Origin of the sequence: Dolichospermum compactum NIES-806, assembly GCF_002368115.1 — a bacterium.
GTDB classification, from domain to species: Bacteria; Cyanobacteriota; Cyanobacteriia; order Cyanobacteriales; family Nostocaceae; genus Dolichospermum; species Dolichospermum compactum.
In genome coordinates this window covers 4,361,848-4,385,295 of record NZ_AP018316.1, presented here as the reverse complement: position 1 = coordinate 4,385,295, position 23,448 = coordinate 4,361,848, and the positions used below count along the sequence as shown (strand labels likewise).

The following is a 23,448-nucleotide window of genomic DNA, read 5'->3' as shown; positions in this document are numbered from 1 at the left end:
TTATATGTAGAGACGTTTCATGAAACGTCTCTACAATGTTGTTTGTTCAAAGGTAATTTTTGTAACCTATCTTACTTTGCTGCTAGTTGTTCCAGGGTTTTTAATGCTTCTTCAACGTGGCCTTTAAAGTTCAACATGGAATCAAGCACATACTGAACCACTCCATTTTGATCAATTACATAGGTAACTCGGCCGGGAATGAAACCAAAAGCGGTAGTTGCACCGTATTGTTTTCGGACTTTATCACCTTGATCACTTAAAAGTGTAAAAGGTAAATTGTATTTATTTGCAAACCTTTGATGAGATTCCCTAGAGTCACCACTCACACCAATAACTTCAGCACCAGCGGCTTGAAACACTTCATATTGATCTCGAAAAGCGCAAGATTCTACAGTGCATCCTGGTGTATCATCCTTGGGATAAAAATAGAGGACAACGGATTTTTGACCCCGAAAGTCTGCCAGACTGACGTTTTTGCCATTTTGGTCAAGTAAACTAAAGTCAGGCGCGGTATCTCCAACTTTGATAGACATATTAAAATTATTAATTAGGGAGTCTCAAGATTTAGAATTGCCAGTGTATTTACGTTTAGCCCAAACACCAATACCAAAAAGAATTGTACTACCTAATATTGGTAGGGTATCAGTTTCCCAAGGAACAGCCTGAATTTGAGCATTACTTAGGGTGAGAGTTGATTGACCTGTTGTATCATTAACGTCAACAACTCCAATACCAATATTATAACTTCCCGGTGAAGTGAAGGTATAGCTATAAGTACCATTATTACCCGTTAAAGCTTGAATATTATTGGCAATCGCTACAAAAGCTTGATCTTGATTGTCTTGGTTAAATTGCCATTGAAAGCTAAATACATCTCCAGAATTAATGTTACTAAAGGTACTTTTAATGGCTGAACCAAAAGTATTGTCTGGGATAACAGTTGAAAAATTGGTCGGGTCAATACCCAGGAAATCCTCCAAAGTACCAGTACCACCACTGATTTCAACCGTATTCGGTGAACCTGAGGAAATAACTGTGTTGTTACTAATAACATCTCCAATGGAGTTAAAAGTGTTTAAATTAACTAAGTTGATAGAGTAAGCAGGAGCAGAGATTGCCATGGAACTGATACCAGTGGACAAGGTTATACCGATGGTGATCAGAGGGTTTTTAAATTGAGTCAACATAGAGATCCTGATAGAAAATGTTAAAAAACAAAGTTATCGACGTTGTTTAACTGGGTGGTAGTGATGTTATCAACCTGAAGGAAGTTCTTAAATATCGAACTACCTGAAGTACCATCCCGGTCAATTTGCAAAAAGGTACTACCGATATTACTCCCAGTTCCCGCAACAAATCTGATGTATTTATCCGCAATAGGATTAGTGCCATTATAATTCATACTACTGACTTTATTAATGAAGTAACATCACTGATGTAGCTGTAGAAGCTAAAAAAACTGGAAACCGTTGTAGATTCATTACAAAATGAAGTGCGGAAAGCGGGATATTAAATTTTTTAACAATACGCGAAAGTCCCCAGCCTCAATGTACTTTTATAGTGGGGATGAGTAGCGGGCGGTCTCTACAATCTTTTTCACCCCACCCTAACCCTCCCCTTGCAAAGGGGAGGGAACTGGATTTTCTTGTTTCCCCCCTTCATAAGGATTAAGGGGGGTAATTTAACTTGTGTGTACACGATAATTGCAAAGGGGAGGGGATTAGATTCCGGTTTCCCCCCTTGACAACAGAAAACTTCGGAAAAATAAAAGAGGCGATCGCTCAACACCAGCCAAAATATCCTAAAATTAAATACAGTAACGGGAATTTAGACTAAAAGAAATTAAAAATTAAAGTCATAAATTACCTAAAACAGGCGGGTTTAAGCGTAAAAATAAACCATCATCTGTACGCTTTCATCATGGGAATAACCACTTAACAGAAATCAATGCCAAGATCACTATGCGTTCGTTATGACTGTATTGACGAGGTTAGGGTGGCTGTTACACGCAATGGATACGCTAACCAAAGAGCCTTAGCTGATGATACCGGATTATCCTTAGCTACAGTTAGTAATTTCTTAACTGGTAAACCCGTTAACCATACAACAGTTGAAGAACTATGTCGCAAATTAAATCTAGATTGGCAAAAAATTACCACTAGCAGCGATAAAGTAATATCTACCCCCCCCCGCAATCCGGACAAATACGCAAAAAAAAACAATTTCAATAAATTCCAAGACTGGGGAACAGCAATTGATATTTCACCATTTTACGGACGCAGGGAAGAACTCATACAGCTAGAATCATGGATCATCCAAGATAGCTGTCGGTTGGTAGGATTGTTCGGTATCAGTGGAATTGGTAAAACAGCTTTAGCTACTCAACTAGCAAAACAGATTGGGGGTGAGTTTGATTGCGTTTTTTGGCGTTCAGTGCCTACTGTTCCATCTTTTGAGAGTATGATCACTGACTTGCTATCTTTTGTCTCTAATCACAAAGAAAGCAAATCCGACATTAATCGAGTTATCCATTATTTGCGTACTCGTCGTTGTCTGATTATCTTGGATAATCTTGACCCGGCTTCAGATGTTAATTATATAAAATATACTCAACTAACCCAAATAATTGCGGAAACACACCATCAAAGCTGTCTCATTTTCACCAGTCAATCCAAACCTGCTGAAGTTGGTTTTATGGAGAAGTGGACATTATCAGTACGTTCTTTGGGATTATTGGGTTCATCAGAAATAGCTTTTTCCCTAATCCAATCAAAACAATTATTGGGAACTGATGAACAAAAATATGAACTATGCTATCTCTATGGAAATAATCCCCTCAAAATTAAAGTGGTTGTTAGTACCATCATTGACTTATTTGATGGTGACATTGGGAAGTTTCTAGAAGAAAAAAGTACCCGTTAGACTCTCAAATAGATTATTCCGCCTATGCGTCTGAGTTCACTTGATGTGTTTCGTGGTATCACCATTGCAGCGATGATTCTCGCTAATATGGCCGGAGTTGCAGATGATGTTTATCGTCCCCTCAGTCATGCCCAATGGCACGGTTGTACACCTACTGATTTAATATTTCCCTGCTTTTTATTCATTGTCGGTGTAGCAATGACCTTTTCTTTAGCAAAATATACCGCCCAGAACAAACCTACTCAAGCAGTTTACTTACGCATCCTGCGCCGGACTGCGATTCTATTTATATTGGGTTTAGTATTAAATGGTTTTTGGAATCAAGGTGTTTGGACTTTTGATTTAAGTAGTATCCGCTTGATGGGGATATTACAACGGATTGCTTTAACTTATCTTTTTGCATCTTTAATAGTTTTAAAATTACCTCGCAAAAGTCAATGGTTAGTAGCAGGAGGATTACTCATTGCCTATTGGTTGACAATGATGTATATCCCAGTTCCTGATTATGGTGCGGGAGTGCTGACGCGAGAAGGTAATTTTGGTGCATTTATTGATAGATTAATTATTCCCAAAGCACATTTGTATAAAGGTGATGGGTTTAATTTTATGGGAGACCCAGAAGGACTCTTTAGCACTATTCCGGCAATAGTTAGCGTTTTAGCTGGTTATTTCACGGGGGAATGGATTAAAGATAAAAAACAAGCTACTTCACAAACTAGCATGGATTTAGTATTGTTTGGTTTGTGTTGTTTGGTAATTGCAATTATTTGGGATGTGTCATTTCCCATTAATAAGAAAATTTGGACAAGTTCCTATGTTTTATTTACCTCTGGTTGGGCGTTAATGTTATTAGCAGCTTGTTATGAGTTGATAGAAGTGAGGCTAATTAAACGCTGGAGTAAGCCTTTTGAGATCATGGGATTAAATGCGATCGCTCTTTTTGTAGCTTCTGTATTTCTAATTAAAATCATAGCCAAAACCCAACTGGGTACAGGTGAAACTGCTGTTAGTATCTATAATTGGATTTACAAAAATATCTTTGCATCTTGGGCAGGAAATTTCAATGGCTCATTTTTGTTTGCATTTGTTACCTTGTTATTTTGGTATGGTGTGGCTGTCTTAATGTATCAGAAACGCTGGTTTATTAAAGTGTAAATAAAGTTCTGCTGGGACAGGCATATTGACCAGAGATCAGATCCCCGACTTCTTGAAGAAGTCGGGGATTTTATTTCAAATTAAGCTAAATTAGATTAACAAAATGACCATCAAGGAGAAATAAACTATGTCAGCGAGAAAACCTAGCATTTTGGTGACAGGGGGAGCAGGATATATTGGTTCTCATACAGTGTTAGCACTCAAGCAAGCTGGTTATGAGGTAGTTATCCTAGATAACTTGGTGTATGGACATCGGGATTTGGTAGAACAGGTTTTAGAGGTAGAATTGATAGAAGGGGATACGAGCGATCGCACTTTATTAGATCATCTTTTTCAGACTCGTAATTTTGCCGCAGTTATGCACTTTTCTGCCTATGCTTATGTAGGTGAATCTGTTACAGATCCTGCTAAATATTACCGGAATAATGTTTTAGGAACGTTGACATTATTAGAGTCAATGTTAGCAGCTTCAATTCATAAATTCGTCTTTTCTTCCACCTGTGCTACCTATGGTGTACCGAATTTTATTCCGATTACGGAAGATCATCCCCAAAATCCCATTAATCCCTATGGGGCAACTAAATTAATGGTAGAAAGGATATTAACTGATTTTGATGTGGCATACAATTTTAAATCAGTGCGTTTCCGTTACTTTAATGCTGCCGGTGCTAACCCTGAAGGATTATTAGGAGAAGATCACCATCCCGAAACCCATTTAATCCCTTTAGTGTTACAAACAGCATTAGGTCAACGGGAAGCTATTAGCATTTTTGGGACTGATTATCCCACTCCTGATGGTACTTGCATCCGCGATTATATTCATGTCAATGATTTAGCCGATGCCCATATTTTAGGACTAGAATATTTATTAAATGGTGGTGAAAGCGAAGTTTTTAACTTAGGTAATGGTAATGGTTTTTCAGTTAGAGAAGTGATTGCTGCGGCAGAAGATGTCACAGGTATGGTAATATCAGTCAAAGAATGCGATCGCCGTCCTGGAGATCCTCCAGCCTTAATTGGTACAAGCGAAAAAGCCAGAAAAATCTTGAATTGGCAACCTCAATATCCAGGTATTAAAGATATCGTCTCTCACGCTTGGCAATGGCATCAAACCAGGCATAAATAACTAACTACTGATTGAGGGGGAATGGAGAGTAATTTTCTCCTTTTCCCTTTCCATATCCGGTAAAATAGGAATAAACAGCAAATAAATATTATGCGCCAAACATCAGTCAAAAACTTATACGAAGAAGATTTTTATCTCTGGGTTGAGGATACCGTCAAATGTAGATGCTGTATTAACTAACAAGTTTTGGGAAGAATTATAATTTAGTTTTGCTTCTTCATTTGTACCAAGAAAACTACAATACCTCCAGACAGCAACAAAATTCCCAACCAAATCAAAGGTTGTATTAACCCAATTGTCGTTCCTTGCTGATTCTCATTTTGCCCAGGTTGAGAAATATCTATAGCCTTTCCTGTAGCCACAGTCACAAAAAACTTTAACTCAAAAGGTTTAAAACTTCCCTCAGTCACAGGTTTACCACTCAATTGCAACTGATAAGCCCCTGGTTTAGGAAAAGTAACTTCTGCCCCTGGTATGCCTTCATACTGTTCAGCCTGAATAGATTTTAATCGAGGTTCAATTAATGCTGGTTCTCCGGCTACATGAGGTTCAGCATAAATAGCCAACCGACAATTACAATCTTTTAAAGGAATTACCTTACCACCTTTTCGCGTCAGGGCAAACCAAGTTTGAGTAACTTCCCCAGCGCGGGGATTATCATTAGGTTCTAAATGGACAGTACCACCCACATCTTCGGATATTTTCACCGTGTGGGCTAGAACTTGAGTATTTGTAGTCACTATCAAACTAGATAAAATTAATAATAATAGATACCTGATTTTGCTGTTGCATGGAGTAGAACGAGTCAATTTACCGCGACTTATTGGGAGGAACATAAAATTTTTCTAGATGTAAATATAACCAAAAATACCGTGAGCGCACTAATAATACACCAAAAATAATTATCCCCAGCAACACGGCTGCTAACTGGTTTTGCCAACTTAATCTAAAAGCGCCCAAGTAATGAGAACCAATCATCACCGCATGAATAGCACTCAATAACAAAGCTGGTACACTCAAGAGATGAATTTGTCGCCAACGTTTACCTAATGACTTTTGCAGAAAGTCAAAACTTGTACAAGCAGCTGGGAGCATTAATGCCAATGCCACAGCCCCTGCACTCATCCCCCATTGAAATTTTAACTTTAAAAACCAAAAAGCGTTGAAATTCCACTCTAGAGAATGTTCAAAATGATGAATAGTATGTACCCCAGCCAGAACAAAAGCCCCAACTCCCAAAGCTCGACGGTAACGCAGAGGTGCAGACCAAAAACTATTCACAGGACGGGCAATCAATGAGAGAATTAAACAAATTAGGGCAGCGTGTCCGCTATAGTCTGTCATCGTATCCCCTGTCCGCAAAAGGGTAATATTGCCAATTATCAGAGTTACCCACCCACCCAAGCGAAATAATTGACTGCGGCGATCTTTACTCATTAAAGCCGTAGAAACACTTACGCCTAGCATGATAGGGAGCGTGCCAATCCCAAAAGCTAACATTGTCGCTGTTGCTTGCCACAAATTTCCTGTAGCCGCAGCCTTAATTTGAGCCGCATATAAAAAACCACAGGGCATTAATCCCCAAGTCATGCCCAAAAGTGACGGTGTCCACCATTGAGTTTGTGCAGATAAGTGGAGCATGGCTGCACTGAGACGGTTGTGTAAGTTCCCTTTTAAGATAGGGTGTAGGATGGGAATATGCGGTAAAAAATCTGGTTTGACCTGTCCTAAACCAAACCAAATCAGCATTATGCCTGTAATTATGGCTATCCACCGCCGCAAATCACTACCGACTCCTGCCAGTTGTCCACCTTCTACTAATACCGAACCGATTGCGCCAATAGCAGCACCAACTAAAGCGTAACTCAACATTCGCCCCAAGTTGAGTAAGGTATGAAATTGTAATTGCTGTTGCCAAGTCGGATTTTTCTGCTGTTGAGAAAGAGAAAAAGCTACTGTTAAGGGTCCACACATCCCAAAGCAATGTCCAAAACTGCCCAAAAACCCTAGTAATGTGATGAGTAATAAATCTAGCATATTCATGATGGCAATTCGCAATTGGTAATTGGGAAAGTATACCTTTTACATCTCTTACCATGATGTCAATGTCAAAAGACAAGCTGTCAAACTTGGTGTAGTTTTAATATTTAATTTCCTATAGTTGGAGTTAAATCATGATCAGAAAATGGTTGTGGGTGGTGCTAGGGGTCATGATTGTTTTGACCGAAAAGACGGGAAACAAGCCCCGTCCTTCTAGGACGACTTTTCTTGATTCTTAATATACTCTTTTAATATTTCTAGTGGCGCACCCCCGACTGAAACGGCAAAATAGCTGGGACTCCATAGAGATTCTTCGTGGGGTTTTTTATATCCGGCTTGTCCATATCTGCGGCTGGATACCCCTTTTAGGGCATTTACTATTTGAGAAACGGATAATTTAGGAGGATATTCAATCAGTGCATGGACGTGATTCCCTTCACCGTTAAACTCAAGTTTAAAAAGAAAACTTATTAGTAGATGGGAACCAACTAGCCAAATTTGCTCTGAATGTGGCTACAAGTGGGGGAAACTTGACTTAAAAATTCGGTCGCTTAAGTGCTTGAATTGTGGGACTGAACAAGACCGAGACGAGAACGCCGCCAAAAATATAAATAAAGTCGGGATAGGGCATTGCCACGACTCTAAACGGGCGCTTCACCAAAGCGGGTAAGCTGTGTAATCAGATCGGGTGGTTAGTTAGTAAAAGTTAGATTTAAGGTTAAAAAATTCAAATTTTCACTAACTCTTTTACAATTGATAGCTCTTGAAAATATCTATTAAAACTTAATTTAAAATATTTTCTTGAATAACACGGTATATTTTCCATATAACGCGCTTTCATACTTGCTTTATAAAGTGTTTCGTATGCAGCACTACGCAACATATCACCATACTTATCATAACTTACGTCGTGAACGTAGGCTATTCGCCTATTATGTTGATTTGATTCAATATTATAATACTCCGCATATATATCTTTGCTATTAAATATTGCATGACCTTCTACATAATGAAGCGCGGCATAAAAACACATAGTAACAGCCCAATCATAACATTCTGATTGGGCTGCAATGTCAGCGGCATCTTCGTTTAATTCTGCCTGTTTAATGTGAAGAATATGGGATTTTGACATATTTATAGTAGATGCTTGACCCTTTTATGAATCAAGTAATGGATTAGTAAAATCTTCTACTATTTGCGTGAAGAAATACCATTTTTCCCCAGTAATATCTCTTAAATGACAGCAGGTTTTCAGAACTAAATCTTGAGCTTCTTTCCAAATCTGCTCTGAATCATTCACTTCAATTTCATATTCAAAATCATCAGGAGTTTCTTGTTCAGATAAAGTAGATAATTTAATTTGAAAAACGACTGAATGGACATTTTTCAATACAGCTTTAACACTTTCTACACCCTCAAGATTAGACAAATTTTGTATTAATTCTTGAATCTTAGAGAGTCCAAAAGAATTTAAGAGTCCAAAAGATTTTTGTTGAAACTGAATATGAGAAACTCCCTGCAAGCTTTGTGTAGCTAATGGTTGATAAACAAGAGAAACTCCCTGCAAGCTTTGTGTAGCCGATAGTTGAGATATTACCACTGTTTTTGTCAACGGAGTCATTTTCGCTACCTCATGAAAATCTTTAAGCCATAAAAAGCCATGAAAATAAATATACGGATAGGTGTATCTTATCCTTTTAGTGGCTTTTTCAGTTTCTAATCAACTATATCACCCATTCAAAAAAAAATTGGTGATTTACCACTAACTTTTAAACCGTGCATAAAATATATACTTATATATACTTAATCATATCTAATTATGTTTAGTTTCCAACCGTGCATTTTCAGGAGTTGAGAAGTCGTTAAATTGATGTTTAACGACTTGATCCACAGGTGACAGCATTGATAAGGCAGAAACAGCCCCTAACACCTGCTCATCACGCACTTCAATCCCACATTCCGCACCCCCCGGTGTCACAATCGGTTTTTTCTGATTTTTATCCCCATTACGTTGAAAAGAAATATTGGTAGGCGATAGCGAAGCGCTGCTGCAAGCAGTTCGCTAAAACCAAATCTCCAAACGACCAATTTTCCTTGTGTGACAGTTTAGGGTGCGGAAGGTAGGTTCAATAAGTAGTATACAAAAACTACATTCGCAGGTAATTAAAAACTATAGTTTTTAAAAATTAGGTAACTATCAAAAAATAAATTATGCACGCAAAAATTCTAGCTTTTTTATTGTGTTTAAAAAGCCAGGAAGACAGTTTAATTTGAATTTTTCAATCAGTTATTCTCCCCACAACTTAACATAATAAATAATATTTTTGACAAGCATTTTTCGGTAATTTCTATGTCCGATATTTGGTGATTAAACTGTTTCTGCTACTTATTACACTCGTGCCTGTACTACACAATGAAGTGCGGAATGTGGGATTTAACTTTATTTTGATATAGTTATCTTTATCAGTAGGAACGTTTAAAATTAATTCATTTCTGTCTAATTGAATAGGTAAAAAAGACCCCCGGCTATAGACCGAGGGATTCTGCAAGTCGGAATTATCGCACAAAGACATTCGCGTACCCAGAATAGCAATGCAACAGATAGAAAAAATGCCAAAATGCCAAAAACCACAAATCTCCGTATTTTTGCCAATATTTTAAGATCCAGTCGCAATGGAGGTTGGTTGTAAATAAGTAATCAACTGTTGTAACCCTTTTTGCAGATATCGTGTTACTGTCATTGGTGTAGCCCCAATCTTCTTAGCAGCATCCTTGCGAGTTAATTGTTTAACAAACACTAACTCCACTGCCATTCTGGGTTTATCATCTAGCATACTTATTGCTCCTTCTAGCTGCTCTTTTTCTTCTTGCCGTTGCTGAAGTGCGATGCTATGGTGACAGGGAAGCAAATCAGCCCAGGTGACTGGGGAATTTACATAATTAGATGCTGTATTATCTAAACTCAAAGGAATGCGATTTTGAACTGCTAATTTGGTTGCTTGCCACTCTTCTAAAGATATATGTAGCTTGTTAGCAACTTCAATTTCTTTGGGAGGATGATTTAAAGATATGGCTAATTCCTTACGAATTTTTTGTCCTTGACTGTAAACTTCTTGACAACGACGGGGAATTTTTAATAAGGTAGAGTTATCACGCAAAAAGTGAAGAATCTCACCGCGAATATACGGTACAGCAAAGGAACTCAAAGCATATCCCTGATCAGGATCAAAACGTTCAATTGCTCTAATTAAACCAAAATATCCAATTTGTTCTAGATCTTCATAAGATTCATAACAACTCTGGCTAAATTTATAGGCAATTTTTCGCACTAATCCTTGATGTAATTCAACAAGCTGATTACGAAGTTGAATAGAGGGGTTTGTGTAGTAGAGGGATAAGAGATCAATACCATCAGAACGAGCAGAGGACTCATTGAATTTCATATTAATTCCTTTGTATTAATTCCTGTATGCAAATAATGGCGTTGTGTATATTATTTTTAAGCTTGTAAATATTCTCCTTAGTTCAGGCTAAATAAGCCATAGTTATTTTACTGAAATTTTAGTCAAACCTAAAGATATAATTAAGTAATTATACGTAAATAAAATCCTTGAAAAAGTAGTAAGACTATCTTCTGTAGTCATCATATTTGATTTGTAAACAGATCCGTAGGGTGTGTAAAGCCCTTGCACCCATGGGTACGCTTAAATAGACGGCATAATACACCATTATTAAACTGTTAGTGTCACAATCAGTAATTTCAGATTTCTGAATAACTCAAAGGATAAGTTTTATACAAAGTTCTGGAAATTTTAGATAGCGAAGCATAGTCTCGAATCTGAAGCACCGGCGGATTTCCGGAATTATAGACAATAATTCAGTATGTGAAATATTCAATAATTATTTCAGTGTTTTTATTTATAATCTTCTTTTTCTGCAAAGGTATCAGTTAATGGTTTGACGACTTTAGCGATCGCTTCTTGCACAAAAACTTTGATAAATTCATCCCGGCGATTAATCTGAAACTGTTGTTGTACTACCTCTGTCATGCCCCCATCACCCCAATCTTGATCATGACGAAAATATTCAATAAAACTTTTCCCCGCAATTCGGGTTAAATATGCCGCTGTCACCCCTTGAATTGCCCTACCCACAATAAAAGTAGCCACATTGAGTTGCAAAGCCGTTGATAATAATTCAATAGCCCCTTTAACGATCCCTAAACCGGCAATAGTTTTTCCTAAAGATAGCGCTAATTCTTTGCCCCGTTCCATGTTTAAATCACAACCATAAAGCCTACCAATTTCTACTACCATTTGGGCATTAACAGCGGCGGTTGCGAGTAAATCTACCATTGGCAATGGGGTGACAGAAACCACACCTGCTCCAATCCATTGATACCGCTCAACAATTTTATCAGCTTGCCGACGACGCTGAGAATCTATCAGTTTACGGGCTTCTTCTCCTAAGCGTAAAGACTGTAAGAGAATATTATCTGCCACTAAATCTTCACCTTCAGCGCGTAAAATCGCAGCCATACGCCGTAATAAGGGGATAATATCCGCTTCAGGTTGAAAGGTTTCGCCGGTTTCTAATTGGGCTATTTGGGGATTGGCAGCGATCGCCACCACATCATTAGTAGCAATAAAACCCCGTACCCGCTCCCGTAATCTCGCCAAGATTGATTCTATGTCAGTTTCAGTGTATAAATCTGTTTTATTCAGAACTAAAAGCGATCGCTTGCCAATTTCCGCCAAACCCCGCAATGGTTCATATTCAGAACGGCGTAAATCATTATCTACCACAAATAACAGTAAATCCGCTTCCGTCGCCAAAGCCCTAGCCAATTGTTCCCGTTCCGTACCCGCCACCCCCGGTTCTAAAATCCCTGGAGTATCAGTAATTAATATCTTCCGTTCCAAACCCTTTAAGCGTAAACAATAGGTTTCACCCACCTGAGTCGTCCCCATTGGCGCATTCACCTCACCAACTATCCGCCCCATAATCGCATTTACCAGGGAAGTTTTCCCAGCACTACCAGTACCAAAAACAACAACCTGAATTTCCCCTCTCGCTAAATTCGCCTCAATTTCCTTAGTCCGACTCAGTAAAGCTTGGCGTGTCACCTCATCTTGAATTTGGGCTACCTGTTGACGTACCGCTTGCAAAGTAGAAGAAGCCGCATCCGATTTAGCCGCCGGAATTTGGGCAGAAGTCACCCTTTGACGTTGACGACGGGATTTTTCCTCCCCCTGCCGCAGCACCAAGACATAATAAACAAAAGCAGCAATCAAACCACCAATTAGTAAAACTAGCAGTAATAATAGTAAATTACCCAACAACGGCGAATAGGACAACTGCCAGTACAACCGGGAAAGAGAATCAATTAGCCATAGGATTAACGCCAAAATGACGATCAGGCCAACAATTAGTGTAACAATACGAGACAAAGGCATGAAGGATAGAAGTTATTACCTGTATAATGTTTTTCTCAGATAGCAAAGTAAAAAGCAACAATTTTTGATAAACTAATATTTCAGTGTATGTGTGGTGTTGCCTGATTGACTGACTTTTAAATTCTCCATTTTTGACCTAATCCCAATTCATGGGAAAGTGAAATGCTAAGTCACCATATGAACTTTATCTCTGAGTTTAAACATTTTAGCTCTTTTCAAAAATTATTCCCCCGCGTGAGTATCAGAAAAAAGTTGTCCTGGGGTATAGTCTTTTCCTGGGAATATCATTTTTAGGTACATCTGGAGGGTTATTAGTAGGCAATAGCTATTTTCAAACAGCCTCAAAAAAGGCGATATTACTCCATAAAGAAGGTCTCTTACTCGGTAATTTACAAACAAAACTTTGACAAATAGTGATACCAATTGCTCATTCATCACTATAATAATTTTGACTTTATTCCTGATTTCTAACTGTTGATGACTTGATTTTGCTGTATCATTGATAATTAGAGATATTAAAAACAACAGGAAAAAATTAATGGGGCTATTTGATCAAATTCTTGGTGCAGTTAGTAATTCCACTCAACCCGGTGGTTTGGATAATTTAGTAAATATTGCCACCACAGTTAAACAATTAGGCAATGGTGTTGGTGCAGACTCTTCCACCATGCAATCAGTTTTATCAGTTGTCGGTAAACAAGTACAATCATCTTTACAGGCAAAACAAGCTACTGACGGCAGTGAAGCCGTACAAGATTTAGTCAATCAATTTGCCGGCACTTCAGCCCATTCCCAAGCTGTAGATACCTTATTTTCTTCAGATATCCAAGCACAAGTAGCGGAAACTGCCGCCCAGGGTACTAGCTTAGATGTAAATACAATTCAACAATTATTACCAACTTTAGTCCCTTTAATTTTGAGTTTTTTACAATCTGGTGGTAATCCATTACTCAATAAATTTCTAGATGCTGACGGTGATGGTGATGTAGACATTACGGACGCGATTAAATTAGCTAGTAAGTTTTTAAGAATTTAAACTGACTGGGATTTTTGTCGCTGAGAATCTACTGATACCAAATTCAGATGAAGCTGCATAGAATAAGATCTCAAAAATAATTGACCGCAGATAAACGCAGATAAACACAGATGAATTCATTAGACATATCCAGAAAAGAATGTAGAGACGTTCCATGGAACGTCTCTACAAGGGTTCTAGGATACGCATATTTAATTTCTGGAGATGTCTATTGAATTTTATGATTCTGTGCAGCTTTACATATAATTGGGATGATAATTTTAAGAATTGTGAACAATTAACAATTGAGTTTATGAACGCAGCCGAGGATAAAACAATAGTCCGCGAATACTTCAACTCCACAGGTTTTGATAGGTGGCAACGCATCTATGGTGATGGTGAAGTCAACAAGGTTCAGCTAGATATTCGCACTGGACATCAACAAACTGTAGATAATGTCATCGGCTGGTTAGAAGCTGACAACAATTTACCATCATTATCAATTTGTGATGCTGGGTGTGGTGTAGGTAGTCTGAGTATTCCTCTGGCTATAAGTGGCGCTAAGGTCTACGCCAGCGACATTTCTGCCAAAATGGTATCAGAAGCTCAGGATAGGGCTGTAATGGCTTTGTCCAATACTGTAAATCCCTCCTTTGCAGTACAGGATTTAGAATCTTTAAGTGGTAATTATCACACTGTAATCTGTTTAGATGTTTTGATTCATTACCCTCTAGAAAAAGCTGACGAGATGATTTCTCATCTGTGTTCTTTAGCGCAATCACGAATTATTCTCAGTTTTGCGCCTAAAACTTGCTTCCTGACTATCCTCAAAAAAATTGGTACTTTCTTCCCTGGTCCGAGTAAAACCACTCGCGCTTATTTACATCCTAAAGCTGATGTGATCAAAGTTCTGGAAAAAAATGGCTTTTCAATCCAACGACAAGCTATGACGCGAACAAAGTTTTACTTTTCCAGTTTACTAGAAGCAACTCGCACATCTGTCTAAGTAGTAAATTACAATTGATACTTCATATTCCCGATTTCTTGGAGAAGTCGGGAATATTCCCATCTTCTTTCTTCCCCCTGACTCCTGGTACACTGCGGCGTAAATACACCAACCATTCTCAATCGTCAAAAAGCTTGCTTAATCAATACCTTGTCCAAATTGTAATAAGCCTTGATTTGCGCTGTCGCTTAACCCAACCTACAGAGAATGGACAAGGTATTGTTAATATTACTTTTGACTTTTAACTTCCGCTTTGCGGTACTAGCCCTAAGGAAAAGACTTCTTCCGCGAACCCTATCCCTGTTCTGTCACTCTCGGAAAACAATAATCGAATCCATCTTTTGTAACTCTTATTTCATCAAGATTTGGCGCTTTTTTATGTATTAAAAAATAAAATTAATGCATAAAATGTCAAAACCAAAGCCCCGTAAACCTTTCAGGTATTGTATTTTCCCAATCTGACAGAACAGGTTTATTAAGCTTTCTGCTGGGCAGGAAGCCCACGCTGTACCGTCAGGTCAGTGTGGGTAGTTCACTCATCAAATACTTGTATTTTCAATTATTCTAATTTAAATGTATAATTATGGTTTGCAAGGAAAGTTTTTCCAAGTATTGCAAAAATGAATGTATTAATCTATCTTAAGAGATATATTAATGACACATTGAATTTAATAAAATCTGTTGTTAATAAATTAGAGAATAACTAAACGTGAATAACTGCCCTAAAGCTCCACCTATGGCTCACGCCACTCTAAACTATCAGTAGGATGTAATAGTTTTATCTATCCCACTCTTACAGGGTAGAGGAGCTATGAAGACAGAACTATCCATCTGTCTTGATCACCAAGAGGGGAAACAAACAGCAATGTATGGCTTAAGGCACGCTGCGCTGTCAGTATTATATAAGTTTTATAGAGCAGTTGAGTAAATGGAGAAAAAAAATGATGAGCAAAGAAGATTTTCTCTATCCCCGTGGTCGCTATTATGGTCATGTCAAACCAGAAAACTTGGTATTTAATGCGAATTTGCAGGAATTTGCCCAAAAGGTTAGTTATATTTGCAATTTAGAAACTGGTGGCAAGATCTCACCAGATGAGGCTTATGACCAGATTAAGTTACTTTGGAAACAGTTAAAACAATCAAAAAAACAACTGAAAATCGGTGAACAACCTTTTCAAAGTAACGGTTCTGAAGAAGGTTAGGTAATTGGTCATTGGTCATTGGTCATTGGTTTACAGCAACTAACAACTGACTATTTTGCCATCATTGTCCAAACACCATCCCAGGACTTTGGTGGTGGTATCTGCTGGTATTGATAGGCGCGTTCTAAATGAATTTGCACAGCTTGATCTGTTGGTTTTCAGAAAACAACATAGTGACATCCTTCCGTTCACCCACCATTAAAGTATCCTGTCCCAAAGCCATCACCTGCTCGGCTACATGAGGATTCAGATAACGGTATAAGGTGCTTTTCATCCCACATTCCGCACCCCCCGGTGTCACAATCGGTTTTTTCTGATTTTTATCCCCATTTAATGTTGTATTTTGTACCAAAACCAAGAAATATTGGTAGGCGATAGCGAAGCGCTGCTGCAAGCAGTTCGCTAAAACCAAATCTCCAAACGACCAATTTCCGTTGTGTGACAGTTTAAGGTGCGGAAGGTAGGTTTCATGCGTTTTCTCAACTGATATCTTCTAAGACCACTAACCCACTACGAGATCCACCTTCTGGGTTAGTTAACGGATTAACAGTGAGATTAATACTCCGTTCTAACTTCTCCACTACATCTGCACTGAGTAACTCAGATTGAGAAGTTAAAGATTGATTCCAGAGAATGAAAATATTTGGGTTTTGGCGATCGCAAATAGCCAAAATTAATTCATTATTATTTCTATTATTAGCTTGTCTGACCGGAGAACCTAAAATTCTAACGCCGCATCATTAATAGTCACAATTTGACCGAGCATAACCGGCAATCCCCCGACTCGCACTAATCCGAATTTCCATCAGATTTCTGCTATTAACATCTTCCACCTTTGTCCATAGTTCATCCATCTTGAAAACTTGAGTTTTCGCCATAGAAAAAACTATGGATTTCAACTTGGAAGGGGTTTAGCATTCTTATTCTGACTCCTGACTCCTCTTTAAGATTACTTTTTGATAATAATTTTCTAGTTGTTGTGTCGCCGATGTCCATCCCCATTTCTCTGCTTCTGCACGGGCATTTGTCCGAATAATAGCTATTTCCTGCCGTTGTTTTAACAAACGGATTGTAGCATTAATCGCTTCTTGAATATCAGCCTCTGGATCAAAAAGATATCCATTTACACCATCTGTCACAATATCAGGGATGCCTCCAGAACGGGCTGCTACTACTGGACACCCGGCAGCCATAGCTTCTAGCAGCACTAATCCGAGTGTCTCTGTGCGGGAAGGAAAAATAAAAGCATCAGCACTGGCAAAGGCAGAGCCTAATTCTTTACCCATAAGATAACCAACAAAGTAAGTATTTGTCCCAGCAAAGTGTTTTTCCAAAGCTTGACGGTGGGGACCATCGCCAACTAATGCTAATCTGGCATCAGGAATAGCTTCTAAAATCGGTTTAATGCGTTCGATTTCCTTTTCCGCTGAAAGACGACCAACATACAATAATAAAGGGCTATCTGGATGATTTTGGGAAAGATGCGATCGCATTTTGGCACTGACTAAATCAGGATGAAATAATTCTGTATCTACCCCCCGTTGCCATAAATCACACCTTTCAATCCCATGCGCTGAAAGTTCCTTTACCATTGCCGTAGAGGTACACAAATTTAATTCAGCCTGATTATGACCCAGCTTTAACAACTCCCATAGTAACCCTTCTAACATCCCTAATCCGTAATGTTGTAGATATTGGGGCAAGTGAGTATGATAAGAAGCCACCAAAGGAATTTTGAGAACTTTACTATAAAAAATCCCTGATAGTCCGAGAACTGCGGGATTAACAACATGAATAATATCTGGTTGAAACTCTTCTAAAGCGTGACCAATGGCAGGGCGGGGCAGTGCCATTTTTAACTCTGGATAGAGAGGTAAGGGAAAGCCACTAACTCCGTAAACTTTCGCACCTTTATGTTCAGTGATACCACCTTCGGGGGCAAATACCAAAACTTGATTGCTAAGACGTTGCAAATGGTCAACAGTATGGCGAAGACGGGTAACAATGCCATCAACTTTAGGTAAAAAGGTTTCTGTAAATAGGGCAATTCTCATAAAAAGAAGGAGTTCGGAGTTCGGAGTTCGGAGTTCGGAGTTCGGAGTTAGGAGTTAGGAGTTAAGAGTCAGGAGTCAGAAGTTAAGAGTCAGGAGTCAGGAATCAGGGGAGAATGAATCCACCTTTGCCTTTTGCCTCTTGCCTTTTGCCTCTTGCCTCTTGCCTCCTTTACTGTCACCTATTTTCTATGCCAAGAGACTTTGGGGAGAATTTGTTTGTGATCAACTCGGTTCTGATACTTGACAGAAAAGTTTAATAGTGAATCAAGTAGAGAATCCGAGAGAAGATGCGGTTGTAAGCCCAAATCCAAGAGTTTGGTGTTTTTGGCGTTGAAATAGTGTTCTTCCTTCTCCACTCTAGGGTTGTCTATGTGATTAATATCCACATTCAGTCCCATAGCGTTGCCGGCTTTTTTCACCATCATTGCCAAATCAACGACGCTAAATAGTTCGGTAAATTGGTTAAACACACGAAATTCTCCTGGTTCAGCCGGATTAGCGATCGCTAACTCAATACATCGCACCGTATCCCGAATATCCAAGAAGCCACGAGTTTGTCCACCTTTACCGTAGACGGTGAGAGGATGTCCCACGGTAGCTTGAATACAGAAGCGATTCAATGCTGTACCAAATACACCATCATAATCCAACCGGTTAATTAACAGTTCGTCCATCCCCGTTTCTTCGGTTAAGACACCGTAAACAATCCCCTGATTTAAGTCTGTAGCCCTTAAACCCCAGATCCGGCAAGCAAAGTGGATATTATGGCTGTCATGGACTTTACTCAAGTGATACATAGAACCGGGCTGTTTCGGATAGGGCAAAGTATCCTTACGTCCGTTATGTTCAATCGTAATGTATCCCTCTTCAATATCAATGTTGGGAGTTCCATACTCACCCATTGTTCCCAACTTCACCAAATGGCAATCTGGGAAATCTTCCCGCATAATGTACAGCAAATTCAACGTGCCAACCACATTATTCACCTGAGTGAGAACAGCGTGTTCTCGGTCAATCATGGAAAAAGGCGCTGAACGCTGTTCACCAAAATGCACGATCGCAGTTGGTTGAAATTCGTGTAAAGCTTTGTGCAGAAACTCGTAATTAGTAATATCCCCGATAAACAGATCAATAGACTTACTAGTCAAATCCTGCCATCGCTGGAGACGTTTCTGAATTGGTGCGATTGGGGTAAGGGTTTCTACACCCAATTCATTATCCCAGTGTCGCCGCACCAAACTATCTAAAATTCCAACTTCGTAACCTCGATTAGAAAGGTAAAGCGCGGTTGCCCAACCGCAATACCCATCACCACCAATAACCAGGACTTTCATCTTTACCAGTTTTTACTCGCTGATAGCTAAATCTATCAGGTTTATGTCCCCTCTTCATCATTAAATTCTCTTAATGAAGGGAACAGGGAACAGGGAACAGGGAACAGCCAAGAGGCAGGGGAGCAGGGGAGAAGATTTTTCCTACTGACAACTGACAATTAGCTACTGACTAATTTTATACTCCTGGGCAATGTAATAAAACAGCCGATAATAATTTTTAAAGTCTTGACTCGTGCTTTGTCCTTGCCAGTGATATGCCAATTGCTCTTGGCTAATAGTTAATTTGATCACAGTCACCTTTTCTCCAGCCTCTACAGCCAATACTCCAGCAAAACCTTGATGAGTCCGAAAATTAGGGACAGGCTGAGAATTTTCAGTTACGGATTTTAATACAGGCTTACTTGCATAAGCACGAATTTCTAGATTTTTTTGGTTTGGTGAAACTAAAACAACACCATCACTATTGTCTGGGTTTCCTAACACCTGCCAAGTATGCGGATAGGGAAACTCAAAACCATAACGCTTATTTCTATATATATTCCATCTTGTCTCTTGAAGCTGGGAGTTATTAGCATTACACCCCCACAAGATCATCCCTATTCCCACGCCGGAAATCATAGCGCACAGCACCTTGTTTATTTGTACTGCACCCCAAGGCTGTTTCATCATTCAGTTTTCATTAATATATTGGTGGATCGTCTCTTAATTGCTTTGATGTTTCCTGAAGTCGCGCAAAACTTTCTTGGCGCGATCGCTCAATCATCAGTGTTTGTAAAATTGGCTCAAGACAGCGTTTGGCATCTTGATAACCCCGTTTTTGCAAAAGTTGAATCCGTTCGGGACTGAAATCTAGTAATTTGTTAGGACTACCCATATCTTCCTTTGGACGAATTTCAATTATTGTCTGGTTGGGAAATTCATGCCGATTCCAGAGTTCACCATTTCCTAAATGAATAGCGATCGCATGAGTACAACCGCGATTTGCTAAGGCTTTGAGAGGGACATTAATGATTCATTTCCTGATGCTCCTCTAAAAAATAAAGGTATATCTCCATCACTACTTACTATTAAATCTAATATACATTGTTTTAAGTCTGGACGATGGTCACGGGAATACCCCTGTATGATATTAATCGGATTTTCTTTGTTTATTCCTTGTTCTTTATCTTCATTATTTACACTCAAATTCTTCTTTTTGGTTATTCATATTTTTTGGTATTTTTATTTAATTCAGATTCATTCTCTCATTTTTGCTCCTGAATTTATTGTCAATACCTTATTAATTTCAATTTGTTGGCAATTTTTATATTACTGCCTATATTTATTACTAGGGTTTTTTATATCCGGCTTGTCCATATCTGCGGCTGGATACCCCTTTTAGGGCATTTACTATTTGAGAAACGGATAATTTAGGAGGATATTCAATCAGTGCATGGACGTGATTCCCTTCACCGTTAAACTCAAGCACCAAAAAAATCCTGAAAATCCCTAAATCCTGGACATCCTGATTCAGACAGAAAGATCTAAATATATTACGAAATGTAACAAAATTGCAGTTAAAACGCTTTACCATCTTGACAACTGAGAAAAGAGCCGATAAGGTGGTATACATACCCGGGTAAGACCACCAGAAAGTTGTATGCAAACTAAGCAAAAGGTTACGTTATATTTATCACCGGAACTGCACAGAAAACTTAAAATCCGTTCTGCCGTTGACTCAGAACCAATGTCAGACCTAGCAGAACGGGCGCTCAGTTTCTACCTGACCAACTCAGAAATAGTAGAAGAGATAGAAGCGTCTACTCATGGCCGAACCCACCGGATTTATTCCTGCCCCACCTGTGAAACCTCACTCGTACTGCGTGATGGTGAACTCGTGAACTTGGGCAACCAACCAGGAATCATCGGTCAGGATCATCTATCAATTGATGGTAGAGAAAAAGAAGAAACCTATCCCAAGGGTGAGGAAGAATTAGTTCCTTGTTAGATAGGAATTAATGATGATTAATAGTCTGGCTTAACGCCATGCGATCGCTGATCGGTACTGTCTCTATAAGGTCTCAAGTAGGTCGATAGTATGAAAGAAGAGCTCAATATTTTAATTCAAGCTCAATACCCTTTAATCTACCTTGTGACCTCCGAGGAAGAGCGGGCAGAGCAGTCAATTTTTAAAGTCTCCCAAGATTTAAAACCCCAAAGACGAGTATATGTGTGGACAGTAACTCACGGTATCGTCGAGTACGGTCAACCCCGGAATACAACTCAACACAATACTGTTTCTCCCGAAGCAGCTATTGATTGGATTATTCGGCAAAAAGAACCCAGTATATTTATTCTTAAAGATTTACATCCGTTTATTGATGCGCCGGCAACAACCAGATCGCTCCGGGACGCGATCGCTAGTTTTAAAGGAACGCAAAAGAACATTATTTTAATGTCTCCTGTGCAACAAGTTCCGATAGAACTAGAAAAAGAAGTTGTTGTTTTAGATTTTCAATTGCCTGACATGGCTGAGTTAAATAAAGTTTTAACCGTCCATCAAGAGCAAAATCGTGGACGACGGCTAACCACCGAGGCGCGAGAAAAGCTACTCAGAGCCGCTTTAGGTCTAACTAAAGATGAAGCTGAGAAAGTCTACCGCAAAGCACAGGTAACAACTGGGTGTTTGACGGAAGATGAAGTTGATATCGTCTTATCCGAGAAAAAACAACTCATCCGCCGTAACGGTATCTTGGAGTACATCGAAGAAGATGAAACCATTGACGCTGTTGGCGGCTTGGAAGAATTGAAAACCTGGCTCACCCAACGCTCTAACGCCTTTACAGAAAGAGCGAGAGAGTATGGGTTGCCCCAACCAAAAGGAATGTTAATTCTCGGTGTTCCTGGTTGTGGTAAGTCACTGATTGCTAAAACTACCTCCCGTTTATGGGGTTTACCAATTCTGAGATTAGATATGGGGCGGGTATACGACGGCTCAATGGTGGGTCGAAGTGAAGCCAACCTGCGGAACGCCCTGAAAACAGCAGAATCAATTTCCCCCACGATTCTGTTTATTGACGAATTGGATAAATCCTTTGCGGGTAGCGGTGGTTCTGGCGATTCTGATGGGGGGACATCAAACAGAATTTTCGGCTCTTTCCTTACCTGGATGCAAGAAAAGAAATCTCCAGTGTTTGTCATGGCGACTGCTAACCGAGTAGAACGCTTACCTGGAGAGTTTTTGAGGAAAGGTCGCTTTGATGAAATATTCTTTGTGGATCTGCCCACACCTGAAGAACGTCAGGATATCTTCGGTATTCACCTGACTAAACGCCGGGAAGAAATTGCTAGATTTGACCTAGAGCAACTAGCAAAAATGTCCGATGGCTTTTCTGGCGCAGAAATTGAACAAGCGATAGTGGCGGCTATGTATGAAGCCTTCGCCCAAGATCGGGAGTTCACCCAATTAGATATTATTGCTGCATTGAAGTCTACTTTGCCGCTGTCACGAACGATGCAAGAACAGGTCACAGCCTTAAGGGATTGGGCCAGACAGCGTGCTAGACCCGCAGCCTCCTCTGTCGCTGAATATCAGCGCATGGAGTTTTAAAAGCTTTCCTCTGCTGTTTGTCAGGGGGAAAGGTTAGTCACAAGGCTAACAGATAGAAAAAAGCCGTTCCCAAATCATGCGGCTTAGTTGGAAAAGAACCGTTGTCGTTTTTCTCATCAATCTTCTTATTGGAGGAAACCCAAATGTCTCACTTTAGCACTCTGCGTACCAAGATCACCGATGCCGAAATTCTCAAGTCTTCTTTGCGCGACTTAGGTATCAGCGTAAAGACTGAAGCTGATGTTCGTGGTTATAATGGTCAGCGTCTCCGTTCCGACATCGTTGCTGTATTGGAAGGCGAGTACGATCTAGGTTGGTCTCGTAACAGTGACGGTTCTTTTGACCTCATTGCTGACCTTTGGGGTGTTGCTAAGAAGCACAACCAGACCGAGTTGATCAACTCTATCAATCAAAAATATGCCGTTAACAAGACTTTGGCTGAAGTAAAACAGCGCGGTCTGCAAAATGCCAATGTTAAGTTGGTATTGCAGTAACAATTTCTGTAGCACGTTCCCAAAGTCAAACGGGTTAACCTTCTAATAAGCGGTT

The 23,448-nt window shown here is 39.4% G+C and carries 27 protein-coding genes and 3 pseudogenes; 10 read left to right on the top strand and 20 right to left on the bottom strand.

Annotated features, from left to right (window positions below; translation table 11 throughout):
• Positions 1 to 71: 71 nt before the first annotated feature.
• The 3 genes from CA730_RS20345 to CA730_RS20335 all read right to left on the bottom strand — a co-directional run bounded on the left by CA730_RS20345 (position 72) and on the right by CA730_RS20335 (position 1,402).
• A complete protein-coding gene (locus CA730_RS20345; protein ID WP_096670051.1) occupies positions 72 to 533 on the bottom strand; it encodes a peroxiredoxin in 462 nt (153 codons plus the stop codon).
• 24 nt (positions 534 to 557) lie between these two features.
• A complete protein-coding gene (locus CA730_RS20340; RefSeq protein WP_096670049.1) occupies positions 558 to 1,121 on the bottom strand; it encodes a PEP-CTERM sorting domain-containing protein in 564 nt (187 codons plus the stop codon).
• An 86-nt stretch (positions 1,122 to 1,207) separates the two neighbouring features.
• Entirely contained in the window at positions 1,208 to 1,402 is a 195-nt protein-coding gene (locus tag CA730_RS20335) for a hypothetical protein (RefSeq protein ID WP_096670047.1), read from the bottom strand.
• Positions 1,403 to 1,947: 545 nt separating this feature from the next.
• On the opposite strand from CA730_RS20335, the gene CA730_RS20330 reads away from it, so the two are divergent.
• The 3 genes from CA730_RS20330 to galE all read left to right on the top strand — a co-directional run bounded on the left by CA730_RS20330 (position 1,948) and on the right by galE (position 5,203).
• On the top strand, positions 1,948 to 2,922 hold the full coding sequence (locus tag CA730_RS20330) for a helix-turn-helix domain-containing protein (protein ID WP_096670045.1): 975 nt from the start codon (positions 1,948 to 1,950) through the stop codon (positions 2,920 to 2,922).
• Between the two features lie 24 nt (positions 2,923 to 2,946).
• Complete coding sequence (locus CA730_RS20325; protein ID WP_096670043.1) at positions 2,947 to 4,077, top strand: acyltransferase family protein; 1,131 nt, start codon at positions 2,947 to 2,949, stop codon at positions 4,075 to 4,077.
• A gap of 127 nt (positions 4,078 to 4,204) precedes the next feature.
• The gene (galE, locus tag CA730_RS20320; protein WP_096670041.1) at positions 4,205 to 5,203 is read left to right on the top strand and encodes a UDP-glucose 4-epimerase GalE; all 999 of its coding nucleotides are present in this window, start codon (positions 4,205 to 4,207) and stop codon (positions 5,201 to 5,203) included.
• A 203-nt stretch (positions 5,204 to 5,406) separates the two neighbouring features.
• On the opposite strand, the gene CA730_RS20315 is transcribed toward galE, so the two are convergent.
• The 3 genes and pseudogenes from CA730_RS20315 to tnpA all read right to left on the bottom strand — a co-directional run.
• Complete coding sequence (locus CA730_RS20315) at positions 5,407 to 6,039, bottom strand: hypothetical protein (RefSeq protein ID WP_096671680.1); 633 nt, start codon at positions 6,037 to 6,039, stop codon at positions 5,407 to 5,409.
• The gene (locus tag CA730_RS20310) at positions 6,014 to 7,240 is read right to left on the bottom strand and encodes an urease accessory protein UreH domain-containing protein (RefSeq protein WP_096670039.1); all 1,227 of its coding nucleotides are present in this window, start codon (positions 7,238 to 7,240) and stop codon (positions 6,014 to 6,016) included. The genes CA730_RS20315 and CA730_RS20310 overlap by 26 nt, the downstream gene beginning before the upstream one ends.
• 216 nt (positions 7,241 to 7,456) lie before the next feature.
• Positions 7,457 to 7,696: pseudogene (gene tnpA / locus CA730_RS20305) on the bottom strand (IS200/IS605 family transposase); the annotation flags it as partial.
• Positions 7,697 to 7,712: 16 nt separating this feature from the next.
• Between tnpA and CA730_RS20300 the strand changes: the two are divergent.
• On the top strand, positions 7,713 to 7,913 hold the full coding sequence (locus CA730_RS20300) for a zinc ribbon domain-containing protein (RefSeq protein WP_269076531.1): 201 nt from the start codon (positions 7,713 to 7,715) through the stop codon (positions 7,911 to 7,913).
• 57 nt (positions 7,914 to 7,970) lie between these two features.
• On the opposite strand, the gene CA730_RS20295 is transcribed toward CA730_RS20300, so the two are convergent.
• From CA730_RS20295 to CA730_RS20280, 5 genes are all read right to left on the bottom strand, one after another.
• Entirely contained in the window at positions 7,971 to 8,375 is a 405-nt protein-coding gene (locus tag CA730_RS20295; RefSeq protein ID WP_096670037.1) for a hypothetical protein, read from the bottom strand.
• A 24-nt stretch (positions 8,376 to 8,399) separates the two neighbouring features.
• Positions 8,400 to 8,864, bottom strand: coding sequence for a hypothetical protein (locus CA730_RS20290; RefSeq protein WP_096670035.1), 465 nt, complete (start codon positions 8,862 to 8,864; stop codon positions 8,400 to 8,402).
• 192 nt (positions 8,865 to 9,056) lie between these two features.
• Entirely contained in the window at positions 9,057 to 9,221 is a 165-nt protein-coding gene (locus tag CA730_RS24685; RefSeq protein ID WP_157750032.1) for a hypothetical protein, read from the bottom strand.
• A gap of 679 nt (positions 9,222 to 9,900) precedes the next feature.
• Entirely contained in the window at positions 9,901 to 10,686 is a 786-nt protein-coding gene (locus CA730_RS20285) for a sigma-70 family RNA polymerase sigma factor (protein ID WP_096670033.1), read from the bottom strand.
• A gap of 471 nt (positions 10,687 to 11,157) precedes the next feature.
• Positions 11,158 to 12,699, bottom strand: coding sequence for a YcjF family protein (locus CA730_RS20280; protein WP_096670031.1), 1,542 nt, complete (start codon positions 12,697 to 12,699; stop codon positions 11,158 to 11,160).
• Positions 12,700 to 13,237: 538 nt separating this feature from the next.
• On the opposite strand from CA730_RS20280, the gene CA730_RS20275 reads away from it, so the two are divergent.
• From CA730_RS20275 to CA730_RS20265, 3 genes are all read left to right on the top strand, one after another.
• Positions 13,238 to 13,735 carry a DUF937 domain-containing protein gene (locus tag CA730_RS20275; protein ID WP_096670029.1) on the top strand — a complete coding sequence of 166 codons (498 nt, stop codon included), beginning with the start codon at positions 13,238 to 13,240 and terminating at the stop codon, positions 13,733 to 13,735.
• Between the two features lie 292 nt (positions 13,736 to 14,027).
• The gene (bchM, locus tag CA730_RS20270; RefSeq protein ID WP_096671678.1) at positions 14,028 to 14,720 is read left to right on the top strand and encodes a magnesium protoporphyrin IX methyltransferase; all 693 of its coding nucleotides are present in this window, start codon (positions 14,028 to 14,030) and stop codon (positions 14,718 to 14,720) included.
• A 944-nt stretch (positions 14,721 to 15,664) separates the two neighbouring features.
• On the top strand, positions 15,665 to 15,922 hold the full coding sequence (locus tag CA730_RS20265; RefSeq protein WP_096670027.1) for a DUF7219 family protein: 258 nt from the start codon (positions 15,665 to 15,667) through the stop codon (positions 15,920 to 15,922).
• A gap of 124 nt (positions 15,923 to 16,046) precedes the next feature.
• Here CA730_RS20265 and CA730_RS20260 read toward each other — a convergent pair whose 3' ends face one another.
• From CA730_RS20260 to CA730_RS20225, 9 genes and pseudogenes are all read right to left on the bottom strand, one after another.
• Positions 16,047 to 16,316 (bottom strand): hypothetical protein, encoded by a 270-nt coding sequence (locus CA730_RS20260; protein ID WP_096670025.1) that lies wholly within the window; start codon positions 16,314 to 16,316, stop codon positions 16,047 to 16,049.
• A 35-nt stretch (positions 16,317 to 16,351) separates the two neighbouring features.
• A pseudogene (locus tag CA730_RS20255) lies at positions 16,352 to 16,596 on the bottom strand (hypothetical protein); the annotation flags it as partial.
• A 66-nt stretch (positions 16,597 to 16,662) separates the two neighbouring features.
• Complete coding sequence (locus CA730_RS24680) at positions 16,663 to 16,800, bottom strand: hypothetical protein (RefSeq protein WP_157750031.1); 138 nt, start codon at positions 16,798 to 16,800, stop codon at positions 16,663 to 16,665.
• Between the two features lie 42 nt (positions 16,801 to 16,842).
• Positions 16,843 to 17,976 carry a glycosyltransferase family 4 protein gene (locus CA730_RS20250; RefSeq protein ID WP_096670023.1) on the bottom strand — a complete coding sequence of 378 codons (1,134 nt, stop codon included), beginning with the start codon at positions 17,974 to 17,976 and terminating at the stop codon, positions 16,843 to 16,845.
• A gap of 179 nt (positions 17,977 to 18,155) precedes the next feature.
• Positions 18,156 to 19,310 carry an NAD-dependent epimerase/dehydratase family protein gene (locus tag CA730_RS20245; protein WP_096670021.1) on the bottom strand — a complete coding sequence of 385 codons (1,155 nt, stop codon included), beginning with the start codon at positions 19,308 to 19,310 and terminating at the stop codon, positions 18,156 to 18,158.
• A gap of 162 nt (positions 19,311 to 19,472) precedes the next feature.
• Positions 19,473 to 19,979, bottom strand: coding sequence for a hypothetical protein (locus tag CA730_RS20240; protein ID WP_096670019.1), 507 nt, complete (start codon positions 19,977 to 19,979; stop codon positions 19,473 to 19,475).
• 10 nt (positions 19,980 to 19,989) lie between these two features.
• Positions 19,990 to 20,184: a hypothetical protein gene (locus CA730_RS20235; RefSeq protein WP_096670017.1), complete on the bottom strand. Its 195-nt coding sequence runs from the start codon at positions 20,182 to 20,184 to the stop codon at positions 19,990 to 19,992.
• A gap of 110 nt (positions 20,185 to 20,294) precedes the next feature.
• Positions 20,295 to 20,495, bottom strand: a complete 201-nt coding sequence (locus CA730_RS20230; RefSeq protein WP_197705548.1) for a hypothetical protein — start codon at positions 20,493 to 20,495, stop codon at positions 20,295 to 20,297.
• Between the two features lie 145 nt (positions 20,496 to 20,640).
• Positions 20,641 to 20,784 (bottom strand): annotated as a pseudogene (locus tag CA730_RS20225) (transposase); the annotation flags it as partial.
• A 165-nt stretch (positions 20,785 to 20,949) separates the two neighbouring features.
• Between CA730_RS20225 and CA730_RS20220 the strand changes: the two are divergent.
• From CA730_RS20220 to CA730_RS20210, 3 genes are all read left to right on the top strand, one after another.
• Positions 20,950 to 21,297: a hypothetical protein gene (locus CA730_RS20220; RefSeq protein WP_096670015.1), complete on the top strand. Its 348-nt coding sequence runs from the start codon at positions 20,950 to 20,952 to the stop codon at positions 21,295 to 21,297.
• 90 nt (positions 21,298 to 21,387) lie between these two features.
• On the top strand, positions 21,388 to 22,899 hold the full coding sequence (gene ycf46 / locus CA730_RS20215; protein ID WP_096670013.1) for a stress-responsive protein Ycf46: 1,512 nt from the start codon (positions 21,388 to 21,390) through the stop codon (positions 22,897 to 22,899).
• A gap of 143 nt (positions 22,900 to 23,042) precedes the next feature.
• Entirely contained in the window at positions 23,043 to 23,393 is a 351-nt protein-coding gene (locus tag CA730_RS20210) for a DUF1257 domain-containing protein (RefSeq protein WP_015081375.1), read from the top strand.
• Positions 23,394 to 23,448 lie beyond the last annotated feature (55 nt).

Excerpts from the sequence above, each read along its gene's own strand:
- CA730_RS20220 (WP_096670015.1), top strand. The coding sequence starts at position 20,950 with ATGCAAACTAAGCAAAAGGTTACGTTATATTTATCACCGGAACTGCAC.
- CA730_RS20250 (WP_096670023.1), bottom strand. The coding sequence starts at position 17,976 with ATGAGAATTGCCCTATTTACAGAAACCTTTTTACCTAAAGTTGATGGC.
- CA730_RS20210 (WP_015081375.1), top strand. The coding sequence starts at position 23,043 with ATGTCTCACTTTAGCACTCTGCGTACCAAGATCACCGATGCCGAAATT.
- CA730_RS20280 (WP_096670031.1), bottom strand. The coding sequence starts at position 12,699 with ATGCCTTTGTCTCGTATTGTTACACTAATTGTTGGCCTGATCGTCATT.
- CA730_RS20340 (WP_096670049.1), bottom strand. The coding sequence starts at position 1,121 with ATGGCAATCTCTGCTCCTGCTTACTCTATCAACTTAGTTAATTTAAAC.
- CA730_RS20265 (WP_096670027.1), top strand. The coding sequence starts at position 15,665 with ATGAGCAAAGAAGATTTTCTCTATCCCCGTGGTCGCTATTATGGTCAT.
- CA730_RS20345 (WP_096670051.1), bottom strand. The coding sequence starts at position 533 with ATGTCTATCAAAGTTGGAGATACCGCGCCTGACTTTAGTTTACTTGAC.
- CA730_RS20285 (WP_096670033.1), bottom strand. The coding sequence starts at position 10,686 with ATGAAATTCAATGAGTCCTCTGCTCGTTCTGATGGTATTGATCTCTTA.
- CA730_RS20245 (WP_096670021.1), bottom strand. The coding sequence starts at position 19,310 with ATGAAAGTCCTGGTTATTGGTGGTGATGGGTATTGCGGTTGGGCAACC.
- bchM (WP_096671678.1), top strand. The coding sequence starts at position 14,028 with ATGAACGCAGCCGAGGATAAAACAATAGTCCGCGAATACTTCAACTCC.
- CA730_RS20330 (WP_096670045.1), top strand. The coding sequence starts at position 1,948 with ATGCCAAGATCACTATGCGTTCGTTATGACTGTATTGACGAGGTTAGG.
- CA730_RS20275 (WP_096670029.1), top strand. The coding sequence starts at position 13,238 with ATGGGGCTATTTGATCAAATTCTTGGTGCAGTTAGTAATTCCACTCAA.
- CA730_RS20290 (WP_096670035.1), bottom strand. The coding sequence starts at position 8,864 with ATGACTCCGTTGACAAAAACAGTGGTAATATCTCAACTATCGGCTACA.
- galE (WP_096670041.1), top strand. The coding sequence starts at position 4,205 with ATGTCAGCGAGAAAACCTAGCATTTTGGTGACAGGGGGAGCAGGATAT.
- CA730_RS20325 (WP_096670043.1), top strand. The coding sequence starts at position 2,947 with ATGCGTCTGAGTTCACTTGATGTGTTTCGTGGTATCACCATTGCAGCG.
- CA730_RS20240 (WP_096670019.1), bottom strand. The coding sequence starts at position 19,979 with ATGATGAAACAGCCTTGGGGTGCAGTACAAATAAACAAGGTGCTGTGC.
- CA730_RS20235 (WP_096670017.1), bottom strand. The coding sequence starts at position 20,184 with ATGGGTAGTCCTAACAAATTACTAGATTTCAGTCCCGAACGGATTCAA.
- CA730_RS20295 (WP_096670037.1), bottom strand. The coding sequence starts at position 8,375 with ATGTCAAAATCCCATATTCTTCACATTAAACAGGCAGAATTAAACGAA.
- CA730_RS20310 (WP_096670039.1), bottom strand. The coding sequence starts at position 7,240 with ATGCTAGATTTATTACTCATCACATTACTAGGGTTTTTGGGCAGTTTT.
- ycf46 (WP_096670013.1), top strand. The coding sequence starts at position 21,388 with ATGAAAGAAGAGCTCAATATTTTAATTCAAGCTCAATACCCTTTAATC.
- CA730_RS20315 (WP_096671680.1), bottom strand. The coding sequence starts at position 6,039 with ATGTTCCTCCCAATAAGTCGCGGTAAATTGACTCGTTCTACTCCATGC.
- CA730_RS20335 (WP_096670047.1), bottom strand. The coding sequence starts at position 1,402 with ATGAATTATAATGGCACTAATCCTATTGCGGATAAATACATCAGATTT.
- CA730_RS24680 (WP_157750031.1), bottom strand. The coding sequence starts at position 16,800 with ATGGCGAAAACTCAAGTTTTCAAGATGGATGAACTATGGACAAAGGTG.